The following is a 24,158-nucleotide window of genomic DNA, read 5'->3' as shown; positions in this document are numbered from 1 at the left end:
TCGAATTCCTCGGCCGCAACGACCACCAAGTCAAAATCAACGGCTACCGCATCGAACTCGGCGAAATCGAAACCCACCTCACCACCCACCCCAAGATCAAAGACGCCGTCGTCACCGCCACCGCCAACCACCTCACCGCCTACCTCACACCCACAGCCCCCGACCACGCCACAGACGACCTCATTGCCGACATCCGCCACACCCTGACCACCACCCTCCCCGACTACATGATCCCCCGCACCCTCACCCTCCTCGACACCCTCCCCCTCACCCCCAACGGCAAAATCGACCGCACCGCCCTCCCCACAGCCGTCGTCAGGACCGGCGCCGCTGGCTCCGACGAGCCGGCCGACCCCGACGGCGGGCAGCCGCGCAACGACATCGAACGACGGCTCCGCGATGTGTGGACGGCGGCGCTCGGCATCGAGACCTGCGGAATCCACGACGTTTTCGGAGATCTGGGCGGTGACTCGTTGATTGCTCTGCGGGTGATCAGCAAGGCGGCCGACAGCGGGCTGTCGATCACCCCGCGCCAGTTCTTCGAGCGCCCGACAATCGCGGAACTGGCACGGGTGGCCACAATCGCGGCGCCGCGTACGGCCGACGAGGCGGGGGCCGACGTGACGGGCGAGGCGGCGTTGCTGCCGGCGCAGGCCATGCTCCTGGCCGGCCTGGACGGTTCGGTGGCCCGTCACCACAATTACGCCCTTTTCTTCGAGCTCGACGAACCGATGAACAAAGTGGCGCTGCGCGTCGCGCTGCGTACGCTCGTGGCCCGGCACGACGCGTTCCGTACCGGCTTCGTTCACGGCACACAGGGGTGGCGGCAGCGGGTGGCGGCGGCCGACGACGTGGCGGCCGTTCCCCTGGAGTGGCTGGACCTCGCCGGGGTGCCCGAGGAGGAGCAGAGCCGGGTCATCGAGGAGGCCGCCGAGCGGGCGCAGCAGGGTTTCCGGCTGGAGGAGCCGCCGCTGCTGAGGGTGCTGTACTTCGACCGTGGCCGGGCGCGGCGGGCGGAGCTGCTGTTGATCGCCCACTGGCTGGTGGTGGACAACTTCTCGCTGCGGCTGGTGCTGGACGAACTGCTCACCGCGCACGCCCAGATCGCGGAGGAAGGTCAGGCGACGCTGCTGCCGCCCACGGTGCCGGCCGCGATGTGGGCACGGGAGCTGGCGGGCCTCGCCGGGCGGTCGGCGGCGGCCCCGGAGCTGGCGGGGACCCCGGAAGCGGCGCCGGGCCTTGGGCCGACCCGGCGGTCGGCGGTGCTCACCCACGAATCCGCGGTGGCGCCGGAGCCGGGCCGACTGTCGCGGCCTGGAACGACGTGGGGCGTGGCGCGGGAGGCGGCGACCCTCATCGAGGTGCTGGACGCGTCCGCGGTCGGCCGTTTGCGGGGGTTCGCGCGGGGGGCGGCGACCATGGGGGACGTGCTGCTCGCGGCGCTCGCCCGGTCCGCCCGCGCCTGCGGCTTCGGTAAGGCGATCCGGGTGGACGTCGACGGGCACGGTCGCGCGGCGGCGCTGCCCGGGGTGAGCGCGGTGGCCGCCGATCTGTCGCGTACGGTCGGCAGGCTGTCGGTTCGTTACCCGCTGGAGGTGCCGGCCGTGGCGGACTCGGCGGAGGCGGTGCGTACGGTGGTGGCGGTGCGTTCCGCCGTGCCGAACGGGGGCTTGGAGCACGCGCTGGCGGCGTACGGCGGGAGCGCGCACGCGGACGACACGCCTGTGCCCGCGGCGGACTTCGCGTTCAACTACCTGGGAGCGGTGGACGAGTTGTACGCGATACCGGGGCTGCGGCCGTCCGCTCACCGGCCGGGGCCGCTGGTGCACGCGGACACTCCGCTGCGGTACCGGTTCGAGGTGCTGTGCGGCACGGTCGACGGGGAGCTGCTGATCGGGCTCACTTGTCCGGCTGCGCAGCAGCCGGCGGCCAAAAAGCTGCTGGGCACCCTCATGACGGAGCTGAGCGGCCCCGACGGACGGGACGCCCCCGACCGCACCCAGTCGGCCCGCGGCTCCGCACTGGCCGCCACCTTCCGCCACTGGCTCTGACCCCGCCTCCGGGGCTCCCCCTACCTGGTCACCTCGGATGTTCGTGCTCGATGTGCTGCTGCCAGACCCCTGGCAGCGGATCAAGGCCCTCAAAGACGCGGCGTCCTTCGCCCGCCCGGGCGGCCATGTCGTGGTCGTCACCCGCTCTGCCGAGGAAATCACCCGGGGCCGCCGCGGACGGCGGCTGGACCGCCCACCACGACGGCTTCTGGTCCAGCCGGACCAAGGGGGACCTTCCAGCGGGGCATCACCGCGGAGGAGATCACCGTGCTCGCGCGGCGGGCGGGACTCGTTCCCGCCCGCGGTGCCGGAGCGACCTTGACCGACACCTGGACTGGTCGCGCTGCGCCGTCGACTCGGTCAGCGTCCAGGCGGCCGCCGTCGGTGAAGCCCGCGGTGGTGCCCCAGCCAGGGCGGGGACGGAATCGATCGGGGTCGGACCTGTTGGTTCGCTGTCTCACACGGTCCCTCCAGCACGACGAGGTACGCACAGGCAGTTCCGCTGCCCGCGTGGTGACGGAGCTGCGGTCCGATGTGGACGAGGTGCCGGTCTCCTGACGCACTCGTGGGGACACACTCCGGCTGGTGCACGGCGACGGGACCTCTGCCGGTGGGCAGGAGCCCGGGCTCCAGGCCTTGAGTGCATCACCACCCGTCACCGTGCACCGCTGTGAGGTTCTGAACGTTGCTCCCGCGGACGGGGTGGAACCTGCAGTGTCCGCTCCACCCCTCGATGCCTGGCTGCACGGGCCGCTCCCGCAAGGAACTTCCGCGGCTACGCCCGCGTCCGGCGCGAGCAGCGGCCACGAACCGGTCAGTGGCGCAACGGACGCACCCGTCACTCACACCGGGGCAACCGCGGGAGGCGGGACGAACATCAGCGTGAGCGGCGGCTCATTGACCTTCGGAGGCAGCCAGGTCAGCGGTGACCAGATCGGCGTGAGCGGCGGCCACGTCACCGGCGACGTCGTCATGGGCACGAAGATCGAGCAGCACTTCCGCTATGGGATGTCCGGCCACGTGTCCGGCGATATCCCCGCATCCGAACTGGAAGAGCGCGCCCGGGTCTTCGCGGGATACGAGGAGCTCGTGCACCCGCTCCTCGGACAGCTGCGCGAAGAGCGGGTCCTCGTTCTGTCGGGTGCGCCCTTCAGCGGTCGCCACAGTGCCGCCCTGCTGCTGCACGCCCTGGGGGCCGTACCCGTGCGCGCCCTCGACCCGAAGACCAAGCCCACCGCGCTCAAGGACGAGGTGACAGGCACGTCGCTGGGCTACCTGGTCACCGACCTGGTGGCGAGCCGGGACAGTCCGCTGCGCAACATCGATGTCTGGGCCGTGCGGGACGAACTGGAGAACAAGAACGCCTACCTGGTCGTCACGGTCGATCTGTACGCCGTCCTGCACGGCGTCAGTGCTGTCGAGTGGCAGCCGCCGTCCCCGGAGGCTGTCCTCCGCTCCCATCTTCATGCCCTGGTGGACGATCCGCCGCGGGAAATGGAGCTTCTCGCTCTGCCTGCCGCTCGCGACTTCCTCGCCCACGAGAACCACCAGCTGCGCGAGGCAGCCGTGTTCGCGAAGGCGCTGGCCGGCCACGCCCGCTGGCCGCCGTGGCCCGTCGGGCCCGAACATTCCGGCGACGGCGAGGCCGTGCTCGCTCTGTCAAGCCATTTGCCCCAGCCGAAGCGTCCGTCGAGGTCGTAGCAGTTAACGGGGTCGGCGGTGCAGTACTCGTAGGCGTTGGCATCGCCGCCCGCGATGGGGTCGGTCTGAAGAAAGCGGCCGGTGGTTGGGTCGTAGAGGCGCACGCCCATGAGGTGGCGCCGGTGGGGGTTTCGGACGACCGTTGCCCGCCGCTGCCGGGTAGCCCCGTCACGCCCTCCACCTCCGCGGGCTGCCGGGGTGTCAGCCATGGGCGGCTGTCGCGTGGGCGCCCACCAGGCGGGCGCGGACAAGAGCGCCTTGTTCGCCGGTGGTGCCGGCGGTGTCGAAGGGGGTGGCCAGGACCAGGGCGGCGGCACCCTGGGCCCAGTTGCGGTCGTCCCAGCGGCCGGCCTCGATGGTGATGCCACGGCGAGAGGGGTAGAGGTGGGCGGCCAGCGAGGGCTCGAAGCCGGGGAGCCAGTACCGCCAGACGGTGGTGCCCTCGCCGAAGAGGACGACGGTCTCCGGGTCGATGATGCTGATCAGAGTCGCCACGGCCCGGCCGAACACCTCGCCGGCCTCCCTGAACAGCCCCAGCGCTGCGGCGTCGCCCTCGTCCGCCGCGGTCCGCAGGTCGCTGATGCCCTGGCCCGGATCCAGCAGACCGGACTCCAGGGCGCGGGCCACCAGAGCGCGGTCACCGATGACCGCTTCGAGGCAGCCCTCGTTGCCGCAGACGCAGGCGTACCGCGGGCCGGCCAGCCCGGTGGGGGTGTGGCCGAACTCGCCAGCATCCCCGTGGGCGCCGCGGAAGACGGTTCCGCCGGCGACGATGGCCGCGCCGACGCCCACACCGATCGTGATGACGAGGAAGTCGCGGTGGCGCTGTCCCCGCCCGTAGAGCCGCTCCGCGACCGCGAGCGCGTTGACGTCGTTCTCCACCAGTACGGGCAGGCCCAGCCCGACCCGCATCCGGCGGCCCAGTGGCAGGTCGTGCCAGCCGAGGATGTGCGCGTTGACGATCCCCTCGGCCTGCTCGTCCACACCGCCGGGAACCGCGAAGCCGACGCCGAGCAGAGTGTCCCGGGCGGAGCCAAGGCCGTCGATGACGCCGAGCAGCACGTCGGTCAGGGTGCCCAGCGCGTCGGCCGACGTCGGGTCGTAGGAGCGGGCGCACTCGTAGAGGACCGTGCCGTCGAGCCCGGTGTCGACGACCGCGAGGTGGTCCGGGGTGATCTTGACGCCCAGGGCGTGCGGGGCCGAGCCCACCAGGCCGAGGAGCTGCGCGGGACGGCCACCGCGTGAGGGCGCCGGGGCCAGCTCCTCGATCAGATCCTGGCGGAGCAGGTCCTTCGTGGTCTGGGTGATGGTCGCCGGGCTGGTCCCGAGCCGCTCCGCGATCTCCGTGCGCCCCATCGGGCCGTTCACGCCGAGCAGGGCGAGCACCGCCGCGCGGTTCAGGTCGCCCGGCCGGGACACGGGTACCTGTCGACTCACCCGATCTCCCTTTCTCCGAACATGAAAAAAGTGCAGCCTGCCAAGAGTGCGCGACCCTGCCGACACAGCCTCGATTCCTGCGCACCATCGTATCCCACCAGCCCGTCCAGGCGGCGGAACAGCCCGTGGCCCCCCCGCCGCCACCGAACCCCTTGACGTGACCGAAACTCACACCTAGTTTCTACGACATCAAAGAAACGCAGGTGAAACCTTCGGCGTGAGGCGAAACATCTCCCCGCCGCCGGGCCTCGCACCCTGTTCGACCACCTGGAGACGACGATGTTCACCAGCCGCTCAATCGTGCTCGCCACCGCGGCGGCCGCCATGGGAAGCCTGCTGCTCGCCGGCTGCGGAGGCGGCTCCGGCTCGGGGTCTGCCTCGGACGGCAAGACCCTCAGGCTCTGGCATTTCGAGGCGCCCGACAGTGCCATGGGCGTGGCTTGGCAGGAGGCCATCAAGGAGTTCAAGGCCAGCCACCCCGGTGTGACGGTGGAGTTCGAGGCGAAGGGCTTCGAGCAGATCCAGAAGACCGCCCCGATGGTGCTCAACTCCGACGCCGCGCCGGACGTGATGGAGTACAACAAGGGCAATGCCACCACCGGCCTGTTGTCCAAGCAGGGCCTGCTCACCGACCTGGCGCCCGTCGCGCAGCAGAAAGGCTGGGACAAGGCCCTCGCGCCCAGCCTGAAGACCACCGCGACCTACGACGACCGGGGCGTCATGGGCTCCGGCAAGTGGTACGGCGTACCCAACTACGGCGAGTTCACCACCGTCTACTACAACAACGACCTGTTCAGGAAGTACGGCATCCAGGTCCCGAAGACGTTCGACGAGTTCATCGCCGCTTTGGACGCCTTCAAGAAGAAGGGCGTCACCCCGCTCGCCAACGCCGGCGCGGAGTACCCGGCTTCGCACTACCTCTACCAGCTCGCACTGTCCAAGGCCGATCAGTCCTGGGTGGACGCCTACCAGCGCTACACCGGCGAGGTCGACTTCCACGACGCAGCCTGGACGTACGCGGCGCAGACCTTCTCCGACTGGGTGAAGAAGGGATACATCGCCAAGACGTCCTCGGGACTCAAGGCGGAGGACGCGGGCACCCAGTTCTCCTCCGGGAAGTACCCGATCTTCTTCTCCGGGAGCTGGTGGTTCGGCCGCTTCCAGCAGCAGGCGAAATTCGACTGGGGAACCTTCCCCTGGCCGGGCAGCACCAAGACGCTCGGGTCCAGCGGCAACCTGTGGGTCGTGCCGAAGAACGCGAAGAACAAGCAACTGGCCTACGACTTCATCGACATCACCATGAAGAGCCGTATCCAGCAGGTACTGGCAGGCGCGGGCGGCCTGCCTGCGGTCAGCGGTGTCAGGGCGTCCGACCCCAAGACGCTGGCGTTCATCAACCAGTTCGACGCTCAGACAGCCAAGAACGGCCTCGGCTTCTACCCGGACTGGCCGGCTGCGGGCCTGTACGACGTGCTCGTCTCGCAGACGCAGAAGCTGATCAACGGCAGTTCCTCGCCGGACAAGGTGCTCAGCGCGCTGCAACGGGCCTACGACGACGGCGTGCCCGCCAAGTAACCCGTCTCCCTCACCCGGCAGCCCCACCACTGCCCGCCCGACGCCGCGCGGAGCGCACACCGACACCCGGACCCGTACCCCCGGAAAGGCACACCTCCATGTCACGCTCACCCCTGCTGACTGCGGCATCAGGGAGACCGGAAAGGGCTCGCGGAGGCCCCGGCGGCCCGGACCGGCCGGGCGCCGTTCCGGAGCCGTCCCGCCGGAAGAGCCGCACGGCGAACCGGGAGCAGGCGTCGTACGCACTCTTCCTGATCCCGAGCGCGCTGGCCTTCCTCGCCGTCATCGGCGTGCCGTTCTGCATGAACATCGGCTGGAGCTTCACCGAGTGGTCGGGGGTCGGCAGCCCGAAGTGGATCGGCCTGGACAACTACCGCACCCTTTTCGGGGACGGCGAGTTCTGGGACTCCTTCCAGCACAACGTGTACCTGATCGTCGCCATGGCGATCGTCCCCACGGTGATCGGCCTGGTCCTCGCGGCCGGGCTGTTCGACTTCGTCGGCAAGAAGTTCGGTCCGCGCACCGCGAGCGTGCTGCGCGCCTGCTTCTACCTGCCGCAAATCCTGCCGATCACGGTGGCTGGCATCGTGTGGAGCTGGATCCTCGCCCCGGAGGACGGCGCGGTCAACTCCCTGCTGGGCAAGGCCGGTCTTGGCTCCTGGCAGCAGGACTGGCTCGGTGACCCGGAGTTCGCGCTCTACAGCGTCATGGCCGTGATGGTGTGGGTGCAGATCGGCTTCCCGCTGGTGGTGTTCATGGCCGGACTGCAACGTGTCGACCCGGCCCTGTACGAGGCCGCCGCGCTCGACGGTGCCTCGTGGTGGCGGCGCTTCTGGCATGTCACCATCCCGCAGATCCGGCCGGAGATCTCCGTGGTGCTGCTGTGGTGCACCATCGCGGCCCTGAAGGTCTTCGCGCCGATCTACGTCCTCACCAAGGGCGGCCCGGGCGGCGCCACCGACGTCCCCTCGTACTTCGCCTACCAGAACTTCTTCGAGAAGACGCAGGTCGGCTACGGCGCCGCCATCGCCACCGTTCTGACGGTGATCATCGCGGTGCTCACCGTGGTCTTCCTGCGCATCCAGAGCGCCCGTGCGGACGAGGAGAACTGACCGTGGCCACCCTGTCGTCAACCAATCCCGCCCCGGTCGCGGGCCCCGTACGTCCCCGATCCCGTCGCGACCCGGGCAGGTTCGTCGTCCTGGCCGGACTGGTCGTTCTGGCCGTGGCGATGCTCGCGCCGTTCGCCGTCGTCGCTCTGAACGCGGTCAAGACACCGTCGGACTACGCCGCGCACGGCCCGCTGGGCCTGCCGCACGCCATCTCCTTCCAGGGGCTGAGCGACTTCTGGAACCGGGTCGACTTCGGGCAGAAGCTGTTCAACAGCGCCCTGATCAGCGGAAGCGTCGCCGTGATCGCATGCGCGCTGTCCCTGCTGAACGCGTATGCCCTCGGCATCGGCCGGATCAAGGGCCGGGTCGCCCTGCTGATCATGTTCATCATGGCGCAGACGCTGCCGCAGGAAGCGCTGGTGTACCCGCTCTACTACCTGTCCAAGCAGGTCGGCCTGTACGACACCCGGCTGAGCGTGATCATCGTGTTCTCAGTGATCCAGAGCGCGTTCGGCACCTACCTGCTCACCTCGGTCCTCGGCTCCTTCCCGCGGGAGGTCCTGGAGGCAGCGAAGCTCGACGGCGCCGGCAAGTGGGACGTGCTGTGGCGGATCGTCCTGCCGGTCAGCCGGCCGACGCTCGGCGTGCTGCTGGTCTTCTTCTTCATCTGGACGTGGAACGAGTTCTTCCTGCCGATGGTGATGCTGCTGTCCAACGGCAACCAGACCGTCTCGGTGTCGCTCGGGGTCCTGCAGGGCCAGAACATGATGGACGCCACGATGACCAACGCCTCGGCTCTGCTGGGCATCCTGCCCGCGATCCTCTTCTTCCTGATCTTCCAGCGGACGCTGACCCGGGGCATCACCGTGGGCGCGGTCAAGTGACCGGCCCCCGTACCCCGGCCGTTCCGCCCGCCTGTTCCGCGACCGCGTCCCGAAAGGCCGCCATGCCCGGCACGTCCACGCCTCCCGCCGAGTGGTGGAAGAGCAGTGTCGTCTACCAGATCTACCCGCGCAGTTTCAGCGACAGCGACGGCGACGGAATCGGCGACCTGCCCGGCATCATCGGCAGGCTTGACTACCTCAAGCTGCTCGGCGTCGACGTCGTCTGGCTCTGCCCGGTCTACCCCTCACCGGGCGACGACAACGGCTACGACATCAGCGACTACTACGGCATCAACCCCGAGTTCGGCACCCTTCAGGACTGGGACCGGCTGCGCGACGGCCTGCACGAGCGCGGCATGCGGCTGGTGATGGACCTGGTCGTCAACCACACCTCGGACGAGCACCCGTGGTTCGCGGAGGCCGCCCGCGCCGCCGACTCCCCGCGCCGGGACTGGTACATCTGGCGCCCCGGCGCGCCGGACAGCCCGCCCAACAACTGGCGTTCGTCGTTCTCCGGCCCCGCCTGGGCGTACGACGAGCGGACCGGCGAGCACTACCTGCACTTGTTCAGCCGCCGCCAGCCCGACCTGAACTGGGAGAACCCCGAGGTACGGGCGGCCGTCCACGACGTCATGCGGTGGTGGCTGGACCGGGGCGCCGACGGCTTCCGGATGGACGTCATCAACTACATCTCCAAACAGCCCGATCTGCCGGACAATCCGGAGACCGGCTCCGACGGCCTGGGCGCCTTCGGCCCGTACGTCTACGACGGACCGCGCGTGCACGAGTACCTGCGGGACATGCACGAGAAGGTCCTGGCGGGGCGTGACGTGATGACCGTCGGTGAAATGCCCGGCGTCACCCTGGAGGAGGCCCGCAAGTACACCGCGCCCAGGCGCCGCGAACTGAACATGGTCTTCCAGTTCGAGCACGTCGACCTCGACGACGGCCCCGGCGGGAAATTCGATCCCGTGCCCGTACCGCTGCCCGTGCTCAAGCACTCGTTCAACCGGTGGCAGCAGGGACTCGGGGCGGACGGCTGGAACAGCCTGTACTGGAACAACCACGACCAGCCCCGGGTCGTCTCCCGCTTCGGCGACGACGGACCCCACCGGGTCGCATCGGCCAAGATGCTCGCCACCGTGCTGCACCTCATGCGCGGCACCCCGTACATCTACCAGGGCGAGGAACTGGGCATGACCAACGCCCGCTTCGCCTCCATCGACGACTGCCGCGACATCGAGTCGCTCAACTACTACCGGGCCGCCGTCGGAAGTGGCCTGGTGACCGCCGAACAGGCCCTGGCCGGAATCGCCCGGCGCGGCCGGGACAACGCCCGCACCCCGATGCAGTGGGACGCCTCCCCCCAGGCCGGCTTCACCACCGGCACCCCCTGGATCGCGGTCAACGGCAACTACAAGGAGATCAACGCCGAAGCCGCGGTGGCCGACCCCGCATCCGTCTTCCACCACTACCGGCGGCTGATCCAGCTCCGCAAGACCCACCCGGTCGTCGTGCACGGCACCTTCGCTCCGCTGCTGCCCGACCACGAGGCGCTGTACGCGTACACCCGCGTCCTCGGTGACCAGCGGCTGCTCGTCCTGGCCAACTGGACCGGCGAGCCGGTCACCGTCCCCCGCGACCAGGTGCCGTCCGTCTCCGGCGCCGAACTGCTCCTCTGCACCTACGACCCGGCGTCGCCCTTCGGTGAACTCCAGCCCTACGAGGCGCAGGTGTACCTCGGCACGATCTGACCGTCCTCGATCACCGGGCATCCCCCCACGCCCCGCCGCCCGGACAACCCCCCATCCATCACCACACGCTCACAAAGGAGTGACCGTGGTCCCGTACGACATGCCCCCCACCGTTCCCCCCACCCGAAGAAGCCTGATCAAGGCGGCCGTGGGCGTCAGCCTGGCAGCCGGCGCCTCCGCCCTCGGACTGCCCCGCCCGGCCGCCGCGCTTTCCGCGGCGGGCTCCAGCACACTGGCGCAGTCCTTCACCAACCCCTTCGTCCTGCCGCCCGACGACGGCTACTACGACGAGACCTACCGGCCGCAGTTCCACTTCAGCGCCGAGAAGAACAAGATCAACGACCCCAACGGGCTCGTCTACTACGGCGGCGAGTACCACCTCTCCTACCAGTACAACCTCTTCCAGGCCGTCCACTGGGGCCACGCGGTCAGCACCGACCTGGTGCACTGGACGCACCTGCCGCCCGCGCTCCTCCCCGACGCCATCGGCCAGATCTGGTCCGGCTCGTCGGCCGTCGACTGGAACAACACCAGCGGACTGCAGACCGGCAGCGAGAAAGTGCTGGTCTCCGTCTTCACCTACTCCGAGCACGTCGGACACGCACAGTCCCAGGGACTGGCGTACAGCAACGACCGCGGCCGGACCTGGACGATGTACGCCGGCAACCCCGTCCTCCCCAACCCCGGCAAGCCGGACTTCCGCGACCCCAAGCTGTTCTGGCACGCCCCCACCGGCCGCTGGATCATGGTGCTCACCGGCGGCGACCACCTGGACTTCTACACCTCCCCCAATCTCAAGCAGTGGACCTACGCCCGCAGCTGGGGCGCCGGGATCGGCGCGCACGGCGGCGCCTGGGAGTGCCCCGACCTGTTCGAGATAACCGTCGACGGCACCACCACCAAGAAGTGGGTGCTGTCGGTGAGCGTCACCAGCGGCGCCCCGGCGGGCGGCGGCGGCATGCAGTACTTCACCGGCCGCTTCGACGGCACCACCTTCGTGAACGACAACCCGCCCGGCACCGTGCTGTGGCAGGACTACGGCAAGGACTACTACGCGGGCGTCACCTGGAACGACATCCCGGCCACCGACGGACGGCGGCTGATGATCGCCTGGGCGGACAACTGGCAGTACCGCGACGACTCGCCGACCGCACCCTTCAACGGTCAGCTCTCCCTGATCCGGGAGCTGCGGCTGAAGAAGTACCCGGAGGGGCTGCGGCTGGTCCAGAACCCCGTCGCCCAGTACACCGCTCTGCGCGGCACCGCGCAGAGCTGGCAGAACCAGACGATCTCACCGACCACGGCCAACCTGCTGTCCGGCGTCCAGGGCGACCGCCTGGAGATCGTCGCCGAATTCGCCGTGAACACCGCCACCGCCACCGACTTCGGCATCAAGGTCCGCACCGGCGCGACCCAGTCCACCTCCGTCGGGTACGACCGGACAGCCGCCCGCATGTACGTCGACCGGACACAGTCCGGCCTCGTACCGAACCCGACCGGGAACCAGCCCAACGCCAACTGGCCGAACCGCGCCAGCGCCCCCCTCACAGCGGTGAACGGCACCGTGAAGCTGCGCATGTTCGTCGACCGGTCGCTGGTGGAGCTGTTCGGCAACGACCGCGAGCAGATCACCGAGCGCATACTGCCCGACCGCGGCAGCCTGGGCCTGCAGACCTACGCGGTCGGCGGCCAGGTCAAGCTCACCTCGCTGACGGCCTACCAGCTCGGCTCCACCTGGCCGGCCACGAGTCCCGTCACCTCCACGGGTGTGTCCGCCTGGACGACGGTACGCGGCGCATGGGCCGACACCATTGCCGGCATACAGGGATCGGCCGACGACGACGGCTTCCTGCTCTCCGACCGCACCGGCAGCGACCTCAGCCTCTCCGCCGACATCACCGTCATGGGCGTACTCCCCGGCAACCCCGTGCCCATCCAACAGGAAGCGGTCGGCGCTCTGATGATCCGCGCCGACGCGACGGCCACCCGGGGCTACGTCGCCAACATCGACGCGGCGAACGACTCGGTGCGCCTGTTCAGGTTCAACGGCGACGGCACGGCCACCACCCTTGGCCAGTACGCCACGCCCATCGCCACCAACACCGCGTACAACCTGCGGATCACGGCCAGCGGCAGCAGCATCCAGGTGTACCTCGGCGGTGTACGCGTCATCGATGCCGTCGACACCGTCTTCCGCGGTGGGTACTGCGGCCTGAACGTCTGGAACGCGGCCACTCTCTTCAAGAACATCGCCTGTGCCGTCACCGCCGACTTCGCCACCAACCTCAGCGGCTGGCAACCCACCGGCGGCACCTGGACCTACACCGCGCAGGGCATCTCCGGCAGCGCCCCCGGCGACGCCTTCCTGATGTCGGCGGAGACGGCACGGGACTTCGTCTACCAGGCCGACTTCACCATCTCCGCGGCCGGCGGCGCCCGGGCCGGCACCCTGGTGTTCCGCGCCAACGCCGACGCCTCGCAGGGCTACGGCGTCAACGTCGACGCCGGCGCCGACTGCGTCACCTTCTTCAAGTGGGGGAACGGCGGCGGCGTCATCTCCCGCTACACCGCCGTCATCGACACGGGAACGACCTACCGGCTGCGGGTGGAGGCCACCGGGCCGGACTTCCGCGTCCTGCTCAACGACAACGTGGTGATCACCGCGTCGGACCCCACCTATGGGCAGGGGCGGCTCGCCCTGAACGTCTACAACTCCACGACGGTGATCCAGAACGCCGCCCTGTGGCGTGCTCCCGTGGGCCAGCAGCCCCTGACCGGCGCGTGGACGGAACTCACGGACGGCTGGCAGGGCGAGGCGTCCGGCGACGGCTTCCTGATGTCCGCCGAATCCGCCGCGGACCTCACCTACGAGGCGGACGTACGGATCAACGGAACGGTCGGCGGCAAGGGCGCCGCCGCCCTGGTGTTCCGCGCCAACAGCAACGCGACGCAGGGCTACGTCGCCAACATGGACGCTCTCAACGACGTCGTCACCCTCTTCACCTTCAACGGCGACGGCTCCACGACCGTACTGAAACGCCACTTTTACTCGATCGACCTCGATCGCACCTACCGCCTGGGGATACGCGCCCGCGGCACCGGCATCCTCGTCCTGCTCGACGGCGAGGTGGTGATCGACGTGCGGGACACCCGGTACAGCACAGGTCTGCTCGGACTGAACGTCTGGAACAGCCGCGCCACGCTCCGGGACATCACCTTCGCACCGCTGACCTGAAAGGAAAGGCCCCCGCATGATCACCGTCATCGGCGAGGCACTCGTCGACCTCGTCCCCGCTCCCGGCGGAAACCTCACCCCCTGCCCCGGCGGCGGCCCCTACAACGCGGCGCGCACCATGGCCCGGCTCGGCCGGCCGGTCCGCTTCGCCGGACGGCTGTCCACCGACGGCTTCGGGGCACTGCTGCGGGCCCGGCTCGGCGAGGACGGGGTGGAGGTGCCGGCGGCGCTGGCCACGCCGGCACCCACCACACTGGCCCTGGCTGGCATCGCCGATGACGGATCGGCCTCGTACACCTTCTATACAGACGGCACGTCGGCGCCCGCGCTCGACGCCGCGCGACTGCGCCAGGCCCTCGGCGCGGTGGACGGAGCGCTCCACGTCGGCTCGCTCGGCCTGGTACTTGAGCCGATGGCGACCGCGGTGGAGGAGGCCGTACTGGGGGCGGCGGCCACGACTCTGGTGTTCCTGGACCCCAATTGCCGCCCGGCCCTGATCGACGACCCGGCCGCGTACCGGGACCGGATCACGCGGGTCCGCCGCCGCGCGGACGTCGTCAAGGCCAGCGACGAGGACCTGCGGTGGCTGCGCCCCGGCCGGGATCCGCTCGCCACGGCCCGGGACCTGCTGGCCGAGGGACCCGCCGCCGTGCTGCTCACCCGCGGTGCCGCGGGCGTGACGGTGGTCAGCGGCTCCGGCGTCCAGGAGGTCCCCGCCCCGAAGGCCGAGGTGGTCGACACGGTGGGGGCGGGCGACGCCTTCGGGGGCGCCTTCCTCGCCTGGTGGACCCACCACGGGCTGGGGCGCGCCGACCTGCACCGACCGGACCTGCTGCGGGCTGCGGCCACGTTCGCCTGCACGGTCGCGGCCCGCACCTGCGAAGTGGCGGGCGCGCAACCACCCCGGCTGGCCCAACTGGCGCAGGGCTTCTGAGGGGGCGGCGATGAGCGTCCCATGCCCGGGTGCGGGCGTCCGCTCGGGTGCCTCCACGGACCTGTGTACGTGCGGCGTCAGGCGGTGGCGATCCGCCGGTCCGGGGCGATCGCGGTGCTGCCGCGCACCACCAGCTCGGGTTCGAACAAGATCTCCTCGCCCCGGTCCTTGGCGCCGGTGAGCTGACTGCCCAGCAGCCCCACGGCAGCAGAGCCGAGGGACTCCACCGGCTGCCGGATCGTGGTGATCGGCGGGCTGACCGCGGACATGAAGGTCGAGTCGTCGTACCCGATGACGGACACGTCGCGGGGCACGTCCAGACCGAGCCGGTGGGCGGCGCGCACGACGCCGAGCGCCATGACGTCGCTGGCGCAGATGACGGCCGTGGCGCCCCGCTCCAGCAGCCGGCCACCGGCGGCGAAGCCCCCCTCGATGCTGTACATCGACCGCTCCACCAGAAGCGCGTTCCCGGTGACGCCGTGGCGCTCGCGCATCAGGCGTTCGAAGGCGGCGAACTTGCGGTGGCCCGGGACGTGCTCGTCGTCGGAGATGGCCAGCCCGATGCGCTGGTGCCCCAGTGTGCTGAGGTGGCCCACGGCCAGTTCGACAGCGGCCAGGTCGTCGGTGGAGACCGTGGTCAGTGACAGCTCGTCCACGGTCCCGTTCACCGCCACCATCGGCAGGCCGTGGTCCCGGATGCGCCGGTAGTGGTCGAGGTCCTGCTTTTCGACCGCGTGCAGACCGCTGACGAAGACGAAGCCCGACGCGTTGATCGCCAGCAGCATGTCGACGGTGGCCGCCTCGGACATCCCGCCGGACTGGGTGACGCAGATGACCGGCGTGAGCTCGCGCTGGGTCAGTGCCCCGCCGATGACCTCGGTGAAGGCCGGGAAGACCGGATTGCGCAGATCCGGGACGACCACGCCGACCAGGCGCAGGCGGTGCCCGCGCAGCATGGTGGGCCGCTCGTAGCCGAGCGCGTTCACCGCAGCCAGAACAGCGGCTCTCGTCGACTCCGCCACTCCCGGCTTGTCGTTGAGTACCCGGCTCACCGTCGCGCGGCTGACCCCGGCGTGTTCTGCGACCTGATCCAGACGACTACGCATGTCGCAACGATATCGCAACGCGCGTCAACCCACCGCAACGCTTGACCGCGCTCACTCGGCCGACGAGGCATCTGAAGTTCATTGCGAACCCCCTGAAACCGTTGCAGATAGCGGGGGATGCCACGTTGGTATCGACCAGCTGGGATGAGAATTTGCGTCACTGATCTGTTCTCTGTGTCGCAATCACATGTTACGTTCGTGCGAACCACGACGGTGACTCACGTCACGTTTGGAGATGCACCATGATCAAGAGACGTTGCGCGATCGGCGTCCTGGCCGGCACGTTGGCATCGCTGGCCTTGGCTCCGCTCGCCGCGTGCTCGGCCAAGCCGGCCGCGGGCCATGGCCCGGTTGAGATTCCGTTCTGGTCCAACCAGGCGGGCGCCGGTCCCGCCGAGACCAAGAACATGAAGACCATGATCGCGGACTTCAACGCGAGCCAGACCTCGTACAGGGTGACCTGGCGGACGTATCCGTTCGACTCGTACAACACCACCGTGCAGAGCGCAGCCGCCGCCAAGAAGCTGCCGTGCCTGCTGGCGGTGGATCAGCCGGTCGTGCCGAACTGGGCCTGGGCGGGCTACCTCGCGCCGCTCGACCTGCCCAAGGAGCTCACCGGCCAGCTCATCCCGGGTGCCCGCGGTGAGTACGACGGCAAGGTCTACTCGGTCGGTTACTGGGACGCCGTGCTGTCGGTGATGGCCCGCAGGTCGGTACTGAAGACGTACGGCATCCGCGTCCCCACCCTCGCCAAGCCCTGGACCGGGCAGGAGTTCGACGCGGCGCTGGCCAAGATCAAGACAGGCGGGACGTACAAGGCCCCGCTGATCCTCGGCGACCCCAGCGGCAACGGCGCCTCGTACCCGTTCCCGCCGATCCTTTCGAGCTTCGGCGGCGACCTGATCGACCGCGGTGACTACCAGAGCGCCAAAGGCGTGCTCGACGGCCCGGCGGCGCAGGAGTTCGGCACGTGGATACAGGGCCTGGCGAAGCGGGGGCTGATCAGCACCTCCACCGCCCAGGGCAGCCCGTTCCTGGACGGCACCGTCGCCATGGCCTGGAACGGCAACTGGGACGCGACCGCAGCACTGGCCAAGTACGGCGACGACATGCTCTTCCTGCCCCCGCCGGACTTCGGCCACGGCATCAGGACCGCCGCCGGAAGCATCGGCTTCGGCGTGACCACCGGCTGCACCGCCGAGCAGAAGCGCGGTGCGCAGCAGTACCTGAAGCTGACGCTCGACCCGAAGTACATCGCGAGGTTCAGCACCACGCAGGGCGTCGTCCCCTCGACGGCCGCAGCGGCGTCAATCGCCAAGGACTACGCCCCCGGCGGCCGGCTGTCGGTCCTGACCGAGCTGACGCAGAAGCACGCGCAGGTCCGGCCCGCCACCCCGGCATTCCCCGTGATCGACACCGTCTTCAACAAGGCGGTCGGCGACATCATCGCCGGTGCCGACGTGAAATCCACGCTGAGCCGAGCGGCCTCGGACATCGACCGGAACATCTCCTCCAACCACGGCTACCGGTCCCGATAGCCCCAGGCCGCGTGCTTCCGCCGGCGCTCACCGAGCGCCCGGCCGGCACCTCGGGAGAACCATGACCATGACGCGCACCCCACCCGTCCCGTCCCGTTCGGGTACCGCCCCGTCCCAGGCCGCGCCCTCTCCGGACCGCCGTCTGCGCAACCGCATGCGCCGCCGGGAGCAGCGGGCCGGCTGGCTGATGGCGGCACCCGCCCTCATCCTGCTCGGACTCTTCCTCCTCCTGCCCACCGTGCTCGGATTCCTGCTCAGCTTCACCGACGCCCGGCTGGTGTCCCCGAACGCACCCCGCTTCATCGGCCTGGACAACTTCAGCCGGGCCTTGTTCGACGACAGCGTCCTGCACCGCTCCACCGTGAACACCCTCTACTTCGCGGCCGTCGTGGTGCCGCTGCACTCCGCACTCGCCCTGGTACTGGCCTTGCTGGTCAACACGCGGATGCGCGGCACCACCCTGCTGCGGACCGTCTACTTCCTGCCGGTGGTCACCTCGATCGTGGCGATCTCGGTGGTGTGGCGCTTCATGTACGCCGAAGACGGCCTGGTCAACTCGATGCTGTCGACCTTCTCCGGCAGCATCCTGCAGGGCTCGGACTGGCTCGCCCACTCCGGTACCGCCATGCCGGCCGTCATGCTGATGTCGATCTGGCAGGCCGTCGGCTTCCACATGATCATCTGGCTGGCCGGACTCCAGGCCATCCCGGAGTATTTGTACGAGGCCGCCACCCTGGACGGAGCCGGCACCTGGCAGAAGTTCCGGCACGTCACCTGGCCCGGACTGCGCCCGACGCTGATCCTCGTGGTCGTCACCGAGACGATCGGCGCGCTCGGCGTCTTCATCCAGATCAACGTGATGACGCACGGCGGACCCGTGGACTCCACGTCCACGATCATCTTCCAGACCTTCCAGCAGGGCGTCAAACAGCAGGACATCGGCTACGCGTCGGCGATCTCCCTGCTCTTCTTCGTCCTCGTCCTGGCCATCTCGCTGGGCCAGGGCGCCTGGTCCAGGCGAAAGGCGTGAACACCGTGGCCACCGCACACACTCCTGACCGCAGGAACCGCCACAACCGCAGCCGGCTGCTGCTCTACGTCCCGATGGCGCTACTCGCCCTGTTCTTCGCGCTGCCCATCGAGTTCCTGGTGGTCTCCAGCTTCAAGTCCGACGGGCAGATCTTCCACGACCTCAAGGGCGGGCTGACCGCGTTCCTGCCCACCGGCCGCCTGTCGCTGGACAACTACCGGGGCGTCCTGGACCGCGTCCCCGTCGGCCGGTTCTTCCTCAACACCGCGTTCATCGCGCTCTGCACGGTCGTGATCGGCCTGGTCGTCAACAGCATGTGCGGCTTCGCGCTGGCCCGGATGCGCTGGCGCGGGCGCGGCGCGGTGCTCGCCCTGATCGTCGCCACGCTCATCGTGCCCTTCGACACCATCGCCGTGCCGCTGCTCTTCGAGGTGACCAAGCTGCCCGCGGTGCAGTTCAACGGCTGGCAGTACTACCCGACCCTCACCACCGGCTGGCTGGACACGTACTACGTGCAGATCCTTCCGTTCGTCGCCAACTCGTTCTCCGTCTTCCTGTTCCGCCAGTACTTCACCTCCATCCCGGAGGAGCTGGACGAGGCCGCACGCGTCGACGGCGCGGGCTGGTTCACCATCTACCGGCGGATCATCGTGCCGCTCTCGGGACCGGTCTTCGCCACCGCCGCGATCCTGACGTTCCTGCCGGCCTGGAACCAGTACCTCTGGCCGCTGATGGCCACCCAGGACGAGTCGCTGCGCCCGATGAACGTCGGCATGGACTACTTCTTCCAGCTCAAGGTCGCCTGGGGCCAGGTCATGGCCTACGCCTCGGTGATCATCCTGCCGGTCGTGGTCGTCTTCATCGCGTTCCAGCGGGCCTTCGTCAGCAGCATCGCCGCCACTGGCCTGAAGAGCTGACGTCTCCCGTCCCATGCGCCTCCGGCCCTTCCCGTCCCCGCAAGGAGATTCCATGCCCTCGCGCGCCCCCGAGCCCGCGCCGCCGCTGTTCCACATCGCCGCAACCCCGGCGGAGTGGCTCAACGACCCCAACGGCCCCGTTCACTTCGGCGGTTCGTACCACCTGTTCTGCCAGCCCGACTGGAAGCACGCCGTCAGTGACGACCTGGTGCGGTGGACCCGCCTGCCGGACGCCTTCGCCCCCACGCCCGGCGGCCCGGACCGCGGCGGCTGCTGGTCCGGCGGCTCGGTGGTCGACGGCGAGCGGGTGTACGCCCTGTATACCGGCGTCGACGAAGGGGCCGCCCACCAGGTGGTCTGCGCCGCATACAGCGACGGCGACCTCACGAAGTGGACGAAGGTCCCGCAGCCCCTGATCACCACAGCCCCCGACGGCCTCGACCTGGTCGGCTTCCGCGACCCCTGGGTAATGCGGCACGGCGACGAATGGCTGATGGTCATCGGCGCGGGCGAGAAGGAGACCGCCCACGCCCTGCTCTACCGCTCCGCCGACCTGCTCCAATGGGACTACGCCGGACCGCTGTTCAGCCGGGCTGCCGGGGATACCGACCCGGTATGGACCGGTGAGATGTGGGAGTGCCCGCAGTTCTTCCCGATCGGAGGCGTCTGGGCGCTGGGCGTGTCGGTCTGGTACGAGGACGTGCCGTACCACTCCGCGTACCTCCTGGGTGACTTCGACGGACGCCGGCTCACCATCACCTCGGCGGGCAGACTCGACCACGGCCCCGACTTCTACGCGCCCACCAGCATGACCGCACCCGACGGTCGGCAGATCATGTGGGGCTGGGCCTGGGAGAACTTCGAGGCGGGCGCGAGCCACTACAACATCGGCGGCTACCTCACGGTGGCACGCGAGGTCTACCTCTCCGACGGCGAGCTGCTGGCCCGGCCTGTCGCCGAACTCGCCTCGCTGCGGGGAGACGCCCTGGTGAGCGTGAAGGACGTGCCGCTGTCGGAAGTCCCGGCGTGTCTGGCCGCCAACGCCGGCCCTGCCTTCGACGCCGAGTTCGTCCTCGGCGTGCCCGATGGCGCCACGGCGTACCTCGACCTGCTCGCGGCTGCCGACGGCAGTGAGTTCACCCGCGTCCTGGTCGACCGCGCGCAGGGCACGGGCGGCCTCGACACCACGCGTACCACGCTTCACACCTCCCCGGCCCGGGGTCTGCACACCGCGCCGATCCCCTTCGGGGACCGCGTGCACGTACGTGTGCTCCTCGACGCCACGGTGCTCGAAGTCTTCATCGACGGCCGCCCGTTCACCGCTCGGGTCTATCCGTCCGATCCGGCGAGCCGGGCCATCCTGGCCGGCGCCGTCGGCGCGGGCGCCCGGATCGCCCAAGCCGAGGGCTGGCGCGTCACCACCTCGGCCGTCACGGACCTGCGGGGTGCGCCCGCCGTCCAAGGCGCCGAATCGCGTTGACCTACGTGGCTTCCGTCAGCGCAGTCCGCTGTCACATCGGCCTCGATGATCCGGAAGGTGCGGCCGCGCAGGCGGGTCAAATAGGACCCGTCCGGCAGCACAGTGATCACCGCCGGGCGTCGACGGTAGGTGAGACGGGCCAGGACTTCGGCCCCGGTGCCGGCCACGTCATTCAAGAACTCGTCGCCCGAGAAGTTCCGGTCGGCGAGAAGCAGCATGCTCTGGTCCAGCAGCGGCAGCAGCTGCCTTGCGTAGTCAGGCTCGCCGGTGCTCGTCGGTCCGAAGACCGCCCCGAGCAGACCGCGGGTGCCGGTTTCGCACAGAGCCATCAGCCGGACGTGCGGGAATCCCTCGATCCCTCGGTGGCGGCGGGTCTTTCCCAGGTGGCATGAAGGCGCCCGAGGCCACCGTGATGGTGCGCGTCAGGGTTGCGGTGGCAGACTGTCCGGGCAACGGGATCTCCGCTCAGCTTGAAGACCTTGGTCGGCTTCACTGCTGTAGCAGAGGTCCCGTGCGTCACGCAGCCCGATAGCTGATCAACTTGACTCGACCGAGGGATCGTTAACTACGCGGCATTGCTTGAACAGGCCGATCGTTGACTCCGCCAGCCGCCCTCGCAGTTCTCCCGCCACGCCTCGGCTGCCGACGCCACCTGTCTGGGATACCGAACGGCTCATCACGTCCACCACCTCTCTGACCAGGTGAACGCATCCAGACCAGGTCACAATGGCGCCCTCGGAGGTCCCGTTGTGCACGTCAGGCAACGCATAAACGCGCAAGAAACCGAGTCATACGGCGAATCTCTCCGCTGAGCCACCCGACCTGGAAGACAAGAGGTAGGATAAGTAGCATGACTGAGCCTACCGGCAAGTATTCGATCACTATGCCGCGCGACATCGCGGAAGCGGCCAAGGCCCGCAGCGGCCCCTCCGGGCTGTCCGCCTATGTAGCCGCCGCCGTGGCCCGCCAGATCGAACGCGACAACCTCAACGAAATCATCCAGGTTGCCGAGGCCGAGCACGGCTCCGTCACCGACGAGGAGATCCAGGCTCTACGCGATCAGCTCCACCAGGCCCGCCAGCAGCAGACGCAAGGCGGGGCAAACGCCGCATGACCCGCTCCCCCGCCATCCCCGGCGGCACCGTGATCCTCGACAGCGAGGGCCTGGCCAAGGCCGTGCTGCGCGACCGCACCGTCACCGGCTGGCTCGCCCTCGCCCGCGCCGACGACCTGCGGGTGATCACCTCTGCGGCAACTCTTGTCGAGGTGGTCCACCCTCGGATCAACCGACCGGCTCTGGAGTGGACACTGTCCCGCCTTGTCGTCGAACCGGTCACCGAGCCCATCGCCCGCCACGCTGCCGCTCTCCTCGCCGACGCCGGCCTGCACGGCCACAAGTACGCCATCGACGCCATGCTCAGCGCAACCGCCCTCGCCGCCCACGCCCCCGTCACCGTGCTCACATCCGACCCGGAGGATCTCACCACACTGTGCGGTGGACGTGTGACCGTCATCAAGGTTTGACCCCAACGCTTTCGCGGTGCGAGTCAGGGCCGGCGGTTGGCGCCCATCCGGGTCGCACCGCCGGGGTCTGTGCGCCCCATAAGCTGAACCTGCGAGTCGAATCGCACCACGACGTATCCCTGCCTACCTTTGGGACACCTCCGCCAACCGCCGTCCGCTCCGGACATCGCGCGGGACCTCCGTCATGCAGCCAGGGGCTCCGGAGCCGTGTGCGCAGGTTCGAATCCTGCCGGGGGCATTCCGGAAAAGCCCGCTGACCTGCGGAAACGCAAGTCTGACGGGCTTTCATTTTTACATGGACGCACGGCCACTCAGGCCGTTGCACTTTTCGCACGCATTGAGCAGCCCAGGGCTCTGACCAGGGGATTCTCGGATGAGAACGGTTCGCCGGCAGCTCCTGCGAAGCGGTTTTCCGGGAGCCTGTGGCGTATTCGTGACGCGGACGGACAGCCGCCCCGTCGCGGCGAAGCGATCGCCCGGGTGTTCGTCAACGGCGGGCTACCGGCACGGCCTGGTAGTTCGCGCAGGAAGGCACGCCCACTTGACCAAGGCAGTGGAGCCTTGGTCGTTACGGAGCGTGCCATCACCGAATCTTGGCACGGCGAGGACACTGGCATCCCGCCGAGTCTTACGGTAGCCGCCGTATCCAAGGACCCGTCCGCGTTCAGCGGAAAGCTCGATCGGGCCAGCGGCCTGGGCGTGTGCGCAACGGCTCAGGCGCGTCCTGGCGATGGGCGGTGAAGGTGACGCGGGTGTCGCCGCCGTCCAGGGCGATGTTGAGGGTGGCGTCGAGGGCTTTGGCGAGTTTGGCCAGCAGCGGAAGGGTGGGGACGGTGCCCGAGCCCTCGATGCGGGAGACCTTGGCCTGGGTCAGGCCGGCCCGCTCGGCGAGTTCGGCCTGCGTGAGGCCGAGCTCCGTACGACGGTAGACGGCCTTGGCCAGGGCCATGGACATGCAGATCTCGCGACGCGCCTCGGCGACCTCGGCGAGCTCGGTGAAACCCTCGGCGAGCCTGCGCTCGCGCAGGGCCTTGGATGCGCCTTCCCCGACATCACCGCGGCCGCCTCCGATCTCCCCCGGGACGTTCTCGCGGACAGCGAGCTGGTGGTGGAGGGCTTCCTCGCTCACCGGCTCCGCGCGGGTACCACCGCGTCCTCGTCGCCGAGCGCTTCACGCAGGTCCGAGACGGCTACGGCCATGGAGACCGGCGCGGTGGGGCTGAGATAGAGCAACTGGTCCGTGTCCTCCGGCAGCCGGGACAGGAGGTCGGCAGCGGACATCGTCTCGTGGTCCGGCGGTTCTACGTCGTCCAGGTCCGGCGACCCGGTGAAGACCGCGACCGCCGGGGTGTCGTCGGGTGCGGTGGTGACCGCCGGTTCGCCATCGGGCCCGAGGAGCACCACGAGCTCGGCGAGGGCCAGCAGACGGGGAACCTCCTCAACCGGTCCGTAGCCGGTGGCGGCACGCTGGACGGCGGTGTCCACGGCGTCGGCGGGTTCGGGCCAGCCGAGCGCCTCCGGCGAGGGCCGGTACGCCTCGTTCTCCTCCCACTCCACGATCTCGCCGGCGTCGTCCGAGCGCCACCGGCCGAGCAAGGCCCAGGACGGCGGCGGGTTCGCGCCCCGCCAGCTCGGATCGGCCAGGTAGAACCAGTGGTCCGGGGCGGTGCGGGCGGCGGTGAGGATCGGCTCGGGCGGTACGGGAATCTCGTCGCTGCGGCGGAACCCGGTGAGTTCCCCGGCCTCAAGGCCGTCCACGCTCTGCGTGGTTCCGGGCAGCTCGCTCGGTACGGTCATTGCGAAGTCCTCATCTGTCGCGATCTGTCGGGCGCGCTGCGTCGGAGGCCGGATGTCAGGGAGAGCCGCGGCTCGCCCTGTGC

At 69.4% G+C, this 24,158-nt stretch carries 19 protein-coding genes and 1 pseudogene; 15 read left to right on the top strand and 5 right to left on the bottom strand.

Annotated features, from left to right (window positions below):
• A partial coding sequence (locus tag VIW71_RS08560; protein WP_331621435.1) for a condensation domain-containing protein occupies positions 1 to 2,051 on the top strand: 2,051 nt, incomplete at its 5' end.
• An 882-nt stretch (positions 2,052 to 2,933) separates the two neighbouring features.
• Complete coding sequence (locus VIW71_RS08555) at positions 2,934 to 3,752, top strand: hypothetical protein (protein WP_331621440.1); 819 nt, start codon at positions 2,934 to 2,936, stop codon at positions 3,750 to 3,752.
• On the opposite strand, the pseudogene VIW71_RS26530 reads toward VIW71_RS08555, so the two are convergent.
• Both VIW71_RS26530 and VIW71_RS08545 read right to left on the bottom strand, forming a co-directional pair.
• A pseudogene (locus VIW71_RS26530) lies at positions 3,719 to 3,903 on the bottom strand (RHS repeat-associated core domain-containing protein); the annotation flags it as partial. The gene VIW71_RS08555 and the pseudogene VIW71_RS26530 overlap by 34 nt on opposite strands.
• A gap of 50 nt (positions 3,904 to 3,953) precedes the next feature.
• Complete coding sequence (locus VIW71_RS08545; RefSeq protein WP_331621434.1) at positions 3,954 to 5,189, bottom strand: ROK family transcriptional regulator; 1,236 nt, start codon at positions 5,187 to 5,189, stop codon at positions 3,954 to 3,956.
• 279 nt (positions 5,190 to 5,468) lie between these two features.
• Here VIW71_RS08545 and VIW71_RS08540 point away from each other — a divergent pair, with 279 nt between their 5' ends.
• The 6 genes from VIW71_RS08540 (at position 5,469) to VIW71_RS08515 (ending at position 14,683) form a co-directional block, all read left to right on the top strand.
• A complete protein-coding gene (locus VIW71_RS08540; RefSeq protein ID WP_331621433.1) occupies positions 5,469 to 6,764 on the top strand; it encodes an ABC transporter substrate-binding protein in 1,296 nt (431 codons plus the stop codon).
• A 98-nt stretch (positions 6,765 to 6,862) separates the two neighbouring features.
• Positions 6,863 to 7,876 (top strand): carbohydrate ABC transporter permease, encoded by a 1,014-nt coding sequence (locus tag VIW71_RS08535; RefSeq protein ID WP_331621432.1) that lies wholly within the window; start codon positions 6,863 to 6,865, stop codon positions 7,874 to 7,876.
• A 119-nt stretch (positions 7,877 to 7,995) separates the two neighbouring features.
• Positions 7,996 to 8,760 carry a carbohydrate ABC transporter permease gene (locus tag VIW71_RS08530; protein WP_331621439.1) on the top strand — a complete coding sequence of 255 codons (765 nt, stop codon included), beginning with the start codon at positions 7,996 to 7,998 and terminating at the stop codon, positions 8,758 to 8,760.
• Positions 8,761 to 8,822: 62 nt separating this feature from the next.
• A complete protein-coding gene (locus VIW71_RS08525) occupies positions 8,823 to 10,514 on the top strand; it encodes a glycoside hydrolase family 13 protein (RefSeq protein ID WP_331621431.1) in 1,692 nt (563 codons plus the stop codon).
• 85 nt (positions 10,515 to 10,599) lie between these two features.
• Positions 10,600 to 13,749, top strand: coding sequence for a glycoside hydrolase family 32 protein (locus VIW71_RS08520; RefSeq protein ID WP_331621430.1), 3,150 nt, complete (start codon positions 10,600 to 10,602; stop codon positions 13,747 to 13,749).
• 16 nt (positions 13,750 to 13,765) lie between these two features.
• On the top strand, positions 13,766 to 14,683 hold the full coding sequence (locus tag VIW71_RS08515) for a carbohydrate kinase family protein (protein ID WP_331621429.1): 918 nt from the start codon (positions 13,766 to 13,768) through the stop codon (positions 14,681 to 14,683).
• Between the two features lie 77 nt (positions 14,684 to 14,760).
• Here VIW71_RS08515 and VIW71_RS08510 read toward each other — a convergent pair whose 3' ends face one another.
• A complete protein-coding gene (locus VIW71_RS08510; protein WP_331621428.1) occupies positions 14,761 to 15,789 on the bottom strand; it encodes a LacI family DNA-binding transcriptional regulator in 1,029 nt (342 codons plus the stop codon).
• Between the two features lie 242 nt (positions 15,790 to 16,031).
• On the opposite strand from VIW71_RS08510, the gene VIW71_RS08505 reads away from it, so the two are divergent.
• From VIW71_RS08505 to VIW71_RS08475, 7 genes are all read left to right on the top strand, one after another.
• The gene (locus tag VIW71_RS08505) at positions 16,032 to 17,327 is read left to right on the top strand and encodes an ABC transporter substrate-binding protein (RefSeq protein ID WP_331621427.1); all 1,296 of its coding nucleotides are present in this window, start codon (positions 16,032 to 16,034) and stop codon (positions 17,325 to 17,327) included.
• Between the two features lie 61 nt (positions 17,328 to 17,388).
• A complete protein-coding gene (locus VIW71_RS08500) occupies positions 17,389 to 18,357 on the top strand; it encodes a carbohydrate ABC transporter permease (protein WP_331621426.1) in 969 nt (322 codons plus the stop codon).
• 5 nt (positions 18,358 to 18,362) lie between these two features.
• Entirely contained in the window at positions 18,363 to 19,274 is a 912-nt protein-coding gene (locus VIW71_RS08495; RefSeq protein ID WP_331621425.1) for a carbohydrate ABC transporter permease, read from the top strand.
• A 52-nt stretch (positions 19,275 to 19,326) separates the two neighbouring features.
• A complete protein-coding gene (locus tag VIW71_RS08490; RefSeq protein ID WP_331621424.1) occupies positions 19,327 to 20,754 on the top strand; it encodes a glycoside hydrolase family 32 protein in 1,428 nt (475 codons plus the stop codon).
• Positions 20,751 to 21,146 (top strand): hypothetical protein, encoded by a 396-nt coding sequence (locus tag VIW71_RS08485; RefSeq protein WP_331621422.1) that lies wholly within the window; start codon positions 20,751 to 20,753, stop codon positions 21,144 to 21,146. The genes VIW71_RS08490 and VIW71_RS08485 overlap by 4 nt, the downstream gene beginning before the upstream one ends.
• Positions 21,147 to 21,604: 458 nt before the next feature.
• Positions 21,605 to 21,868: a CopG family transcriptional regulator gene (locus tag VIW71_RS08480; RefSeq protein WP_331621421.1), complete on the top strand. Its 264-nt coding sequence runs from the start codon at positions 21,605 to 21,607 to the stop codon at positions 21,866 to 21,868.
• On the top strand, positions 21,865 to 22,278 hold the full coding sequence (locus tag VIW71_RS08475; protein ID WP_331621420.1) for a PIN domain-containing protein: 414 nt from the start codon (positions 21,865 to 21,867) through the stop codon (positions 22,276 to 22,278). Before VIW71_RS08480 ends, VIW71_RS08475 begins: the two co-directional genes overlap by 4 nt.
• A 664-nt stretch (positions 22,279 to 22,942) precedes the next feature.
• On the opposite strand, the gene VIW71_RS08470 is transcribed toward VIW71_RS08475, so the two are convergent.
• Both VIW71_RS08470 and VIW71_RS08465 read right to left on the bottom strand, forming a co-directional pair.
• Complete coding sequence (locus tag VIW71_RS08470) at positions 22,943 to 23,350, bottom strand: helix-turn-helix transcriptional regulator (protein ID WP_414720699.1); 408 nt, start codon at positions 23,348 to 23,350, stop codon at positions 22,943 to 22,945.
• A 53-nt stretch (positions 23,351 to 23,403) separates the two neighbouring features.
• Positions 23,404 to 24,075 carry a type VII secretion system-associated protein gene (locus VIW71_RS08465; protein ID WP_331621419.1) on the bottom strand — a complete coding sequence of 224 codons (672 nt, stop codon included), beginning with the start codon at positions 24,073 to 24,075 and terminating at the stop codon, positions 23,404 to 23,406.
• Positions 24,076 to 24,158: the final 83 nt, after the last annotated feature.

It is taken from the genome of Streptomyces sp., from assembly GCF_036524955.1.
In the GTDB taxonomy this organism is placed as follows: Bacteria; Actinomycetota; Actinomycetes; order Streptomycetales; family Streptomycetaceae; genus Actinacidiphila.
Note: the sequence above shows the minus strand (reverse complement) of the source record. Positions and strands in the feature narration are given on the sequence as shown.